The organism is Zooshikella ganghwensis DSM 15267, assembly GCF_000428585.1.
Taxonomy (GTDB): Bacteria; Pseudomonadota; Gammaproteobacteria; order Pseudomonadales; family Zooshikellaceae; genus Zooshikella; species Zooshikella ganghwensis.
Genome location: NZ_AUAF01000234.1, coordinates 1 through 4,764, shown reverse-complemented (window position 1 = coordinate 4,764; position 4,764 = coordinate 1). Strand labels below are relative to the sequence as shown.

4 protein-coding genes and 2 pseudogenes are annotated in these 4,764 nt (G+C 35.6%); 1 reads left to right on the top strand and 5 read right to left on the bottom strand.

The window, feature by feature from the left end:
• A pseudogene (locus F607_RS34975) lies at positions 1-279 on the top strand (hypothetical protein); the annotation flags it as partial.
• Between the two features lie 592 nt (positions 280-871).
• Here F607_RS34975 and F607_RS31730 read toward each other — a convergent pair.
• The 5 genes and pseudogenes from F607_RS31730 to F607_RS34970 all read right to left on the bottom strand — a co-directional run.
• Entirely contained in the window at positions 872-1,819 is a 948-nt protein-coding gene (locus tag F607_RS31730; RefSeq protein WP_038292209.1) for a cytochrome-c peroxidase, read from the bottom strand.
• 268 nt (positions 1,820-2,087) lie between these two features.
• A complete protein-coding gene (locus F607_RS34385; RefSeq protein ID WP_157365595.1) occupies positions 2,088-2,237 on the bottom strand; it encodes a hypothetical protein in 150 nt (49 codons plus the stop codon).
• An 81-nt stretch (positions 2,238-2,318) separates the two neighbouring features.
• Positions 2,319-3,431, bottom strand: a complete 1,113-nt coding sequence (locus F607_RS33230; protein WP_027710186.1) for a cupin domain-containing protein — start codon at positions 3,429-3,431, stop codon at positions 2,319-2,321.
• 155 nt (positions 3,432-3,586) lie between these two features.
• Positions 3,587-4,375, bottom strand: coding sequence for a substrate-binding periplasmic protein (locus tag F607_RS31720; RefSeq protein WP_230400459.1), 789 nt, complete (start codon positions 4,373-4,375; stop codon positions 3,587-3,589).
• 150 nt (positions 4,376-4,525) lie between these two features.
• A pseudogene (locus F607_RS34970) lies at positions 4,526-4,764 on the bottom strand (transposase); the annotation flags it as partial.

Below are 4,764 nucleotides of genomic sequence, written 5' to 3'. Positions count from 1 at the left end.
CAATATACAGGATTCACCCACTGTCAGTCACGTAAAAAAGAAGCCACACATACTCATTTAAATGCTTCATTATCAGCACTTAATGTCTTGAAGTTAGAGGATCAGCTATTAAAAGGAAGTAATGATAGAACAGTAATTTCAATTGCCTCATGGAAACGTAAAAAATTTAATCAACACTTAATGGAAAAACTTTTTGACAAGTTAGGGTTAAGCTTAAGTATTCAAAAAGTCGCTCAAGTGTATAAACAGATGAGTGACTATGGGGCTATGGCTGCGTAAAAGTGTCTAGAGTATTGTTATAAAAAATTTAAAAACAAACAATTTTAGTGGTTACTCATTAATACTATACCCATAATGAATCATTTTTAGATGTCAAAATAAATTGGTATATACTCACAGGGAAGAGTTATTTAGGCCAGGCCACCGAGCGATGAAGCCCCTGGAGTTTAGATAAACTAAATGACTGGGATGGCAGTTAAGTGCTCCTCGGCAATAGCTCCTGTATTGCTCTACTATATGACATCCATGTCATTATGCATAAACTGCATTCCCACCATCCTTGGTCAAGAGCGCTGACAACAAACCCTACTAATGTGTCGGGAACACATTAGAACAGCTTCGCTGGCCCGTTAGGGTGAGCGCTATGGATAGCGCACATAAAAATCATTCGCGAAGAGTATATGATCAGCGTAAATAGGTTTTATATACAACCATCAAAAGGCAAAAATAAAATTCAAAAAGCCTTAAAAAGATTTATGAAGGGTATAGCTCACGTTTACAAACATTAAAAACAGCGATATCCTTCACTATGGCCTGTTAACAGACCATAGCATAAGAAACTCTAGTGAAGGATACCATAAGACGACTTCAACTAGTTTATACTTGGCCTTGGTGTATGAATGTTTTCTGGCGGCAATACCGGATATGTAATCTCAGGCTGTTTACCTGTAAGAGTTTTTAAAAAAGAAACTATTTTATTAGTTTCGTTATCTGTAAGTTTTATTCCCAACTGATAATCAGCCATTAGGCTAACAGCCTCATTCAAACTCCATATTGAGCCATCATGAAAATAAGGTGCCGTCAACTCAATATTTCTTAATAATGGAACCTTAAATACGTACTTGTCTTCCTCTTTTTTTGTTACGTTATATCTACCTAATGAATTTTTATCTTTGTCATAGGATTTTACTACACCAAATTTTTGATAAGAATTTCCGCCGACACCAACGCCATTATGACAAGCAACACAACCTTTTTCCTTAAATAAATGATATCCCTCTTTTTCTTGTAGAGTTAATTGACTATCATCTCCTAATAACCACTTATCAAACCTTGATGCATGTGTTATTAGTGTTTTTTCAAACTCAGCGATTGCATCTGTTACCTCATTAATAGAGATATCTTTGTCACCATAAACTTTTTCAAATTTCGTCTGATAATCAGGTATTGACTGAAGTATTTTAATGGCTAGCTGATGATTTGACGCCATTTCTTTAGGGTTTGCAATAGGACCTCCAGCTTGTTCCTGCAAATCTTTTGCTCTGCCATCCCAAAATTGGGCTACATTAAACCGCGCATTCAATACTGTTGGAGAGTTAATCGGACCAATTTGCCACTGATGACCTATAGAGCTTGGCCTGTTATCATCTCCACCCATCGCCAAATTATGGCATGAATTACAACTTAACCATCCTGATTTCGATAGTCTTGGGTCGAAAAAGAGCATCTTACCAAGCTCGGCTTTATTCTGGTTATAAGAAATTTCCATTGGTATAGGTTGGATAGGCTCACTTTTAATGGCTGTGGCTGAAGCCATCATTTATCAGAGCCGATAGGCAGGTAAACAATAAGGCAGATGTATAAACTTTCACCAGGCTACTCCCTTGTTATATTAATTAACTTCCTCAATACTAACAGCGTAAATATAACGCATTCGTAGCATAAGTTTCAAAATGAATACTTCGTAATGCCCAGCTCTCTATAGGCTTAGTTGCTTCACCCTTGTGACAACCACTTCTATGGGTGTAATCATCAAAGAGAGTATGATTATAACCAACGTTACCCTCTTTATTATCTGAAGTCCGAAACTATAATAGTCTACTATTCCACTCTTTCTTTAACTCGACTTTGAATTCACCAAACTCCCAGTCACTGTTAGGGGTAAAATGCTGTAGGGTATCATCAGCATCAATATAGTCGAAATACTCATAGTGATGAATGTCATTAGTATCATACATATAGCACTGAATAGTCGCGCACATCTCCCCTTTGGGGTTAATATTATGTAGCTTATGAGTTTGAAACTGACGACTATTTAACTAAGTTACTTCGTCTTTTTTTAACTCACAAAAGTCATAAGGTTCCTTCTCATATGCACTCAATCCTCTATACCAGTTACATTGTATACTGCCATGTAAAACCTTTATGATAGCATTACAATTAGAGTGATTATGAATGGGGGAATAATGCCCACCAGGCCATACTTCTAGAACAAATGGCACACCTGGAGAATTTCCTTTATTAACGCCGACAGTAATTCGCAAATATGTCTCATTAAGATCAGAGTGGCCAAACTCACCTTTTTTTTCTTTTAATTTTTCATAAAGCATACATCCTTTTGTATTAATACTGTAATTAATTGCATCTGCAAAATCAGGAAAGTCAGGGGTATTAAGTACAACCCTTTGCCCTGCTACGTTGCCATATAAAACACCACACTCTTCGGAGAGATTGTTAATCACCGTAGAAGTTCCTTGATCAAGCATATCAAGTGTCACTTCATTAGAAGACGTAACTACAGGAGGTAAATCAACCGTTACAGGAAACTTCCAAAAACTGGAGTTAATTGTTGATAGTATTTCTTGGGTAAAATCCCCCATAAGCGAAATAAATTTTAGCTTCTCAATATATGCATACGCATCCTCTTCTGCTTCTCCGCTTCTTGGCAGCTCTGCTTCAAACAAGACCAACTTCTGTAACATATAACCTTTGCCGAACCTTAATAATCTGTTTTCTTTATCAATACTTAACCAATACGTTTGAACACGATTTGCATCTAAAAAAGCATCTGTATTACACGGTTTTTCAATTAGTGCGATAATAGCATCAGATTCATCACTTAATTTTTTCTTGAATACTGTTTGGTGAAAACCTATTTCTAAACATACAACTGGCTCATCAGCCCCTAAAATAGCTGTATTTTCACTCAACACAATACCAAATGATGTATTCGCCTGAAAAGTAAATGCTATTGTACCCTGTCCATGAATGATAAGCTCTTGATGAGTTAAAAAAATGGGGTGATGTGTCAGCTTTATAGCTGACATTAACAGCGCATCAGATCCCTGTAATAATCGACCCGAAAAAAGACCTTCACCACTTAACTCAAGGTCATAAAAATATTCATCTTTAAAATTCTTAACTTTAGTCATCTGTTCAATCCTTTGAACTATCATGTTCAATAAAACATTAAGGACCAACAACTAATGTTATACATTTCGCTGTGGGTATAACATTAGTTAGAAACTGATTCAAATACATCTCAACAAGCAAGTACTGTAAAGTAACTATCTCTTATTAAAATAAATCACTCTACCATACTGTACTTCCCTCTTTCAAAGTCTCTCCAAAATTTATCATAAACTCCACTCATTTTCATTTCACGAAGGCCTTCATTAAACAGTTTTAAAAACTTTTTATTTTCATCTACTTTCTTAGAAAAAATAACGTAGTAGTCCCACTGTTCATATGTATTAGTAAAATGTATTTTAAGACGTTGCGGTTCATTCAACTGTGTATACATAATATTTAGTCCAACCGCTTTATTTTCATCCAATGCATCAAAACGCTTAGCAAGCAACATACGAAAAGTACTCGTTTTATCCGAACCAAGACTGTATTTTATAAGACCTTTCAGCTCTGCTTTTTTTAATAGTTCACCCTTAGCTGAACCACGTGAAAGACCAATTGTGATATTTTTTAATTTGTATAGTGATTCACTATCACCAGACCACTCTAATGGGCGATCTTTTAAAAAAAATAGCACTGACTCTCCTGAATAAACAACATCAGAAAAGTAGCAATCTTTAGTACGTTCTTCAGTTTTACCCCAAATTGCAGATGCGTTCCATTCTCCACTCTGAACATATTTATAAGATCTTTGCCACGGATAGAAACCATACTTTACACGAACATCAAACTTTGAAAATACTTCAGTAATGATATGTGGAACAATACCATAATGAGGCAGTTTTTCCCCGATGAAAGGTAACCACTCCCCAATGGTTATTTTGACTTCAACTGCACAGCTATATGTAGTCTTAAAGAGTGATAACATCAAAATAATAAGCTGAGTCGTCGGTAAAATTTTTATCATAAACTATTCGCAATAAGTGTGTTACCTCGCTCATATACCCTTCACGGATCATTTTTTAATGGCACTAATCTTAACAGACTAGCCCGAAAAACCTTTCGTTATGGGTATAATTGACATATGCTCAGAATAGCAGGGCAATCGCATATAAATTTACACCGAACAAATTAGCTTCATTAAATATTCATGATCCCAACCAGCAGAGAGTCTCTTATTTTTTATTCCAATTTTATAAGTATTATCTTGCTTAAGAATATTAAGTGCTATCTGCCTAATTCTAGACATATTTTCAGCTGAATGTCCTTTACGAATTCGACTATCATCTTCTCTGAATGCAACATCCAAACTCCAGTGCAAGCTGTTTAAATTTGCCAGTGATGTTGGATCATTTC

Bases quoted from the DNA above. Each gene is read 5' to 3' on its own strand.
- F607_RS34385 (WP_157365595.1), bottom strand. From the start codon at position 2,237: ATGTATGATACTAATGACATTCATCACTATGAGTATTTCGACTATATT.
- F607_RS31730 (WP_038292209.1), bottom strand. From the start codon at position 1,819: ATGATGGCTTCAGCCACAGCCATTAAAAGTGAGCCTATCCAACCTATA.
- F607_RS31720 (WP_230400459.1), bottom strand. From the start codon at position 4,375: ATGATAAAAATTTTACCGACGACTCAGCTTATTATTTTGATGTTATCA.
- F607_RS33230 (WP_027710186.1), bottom strand. From the start codon at position 3,431: ATGACTAAAGTTAAGAATTTTAAAGATGAATATTTTTATGACCTTGAG.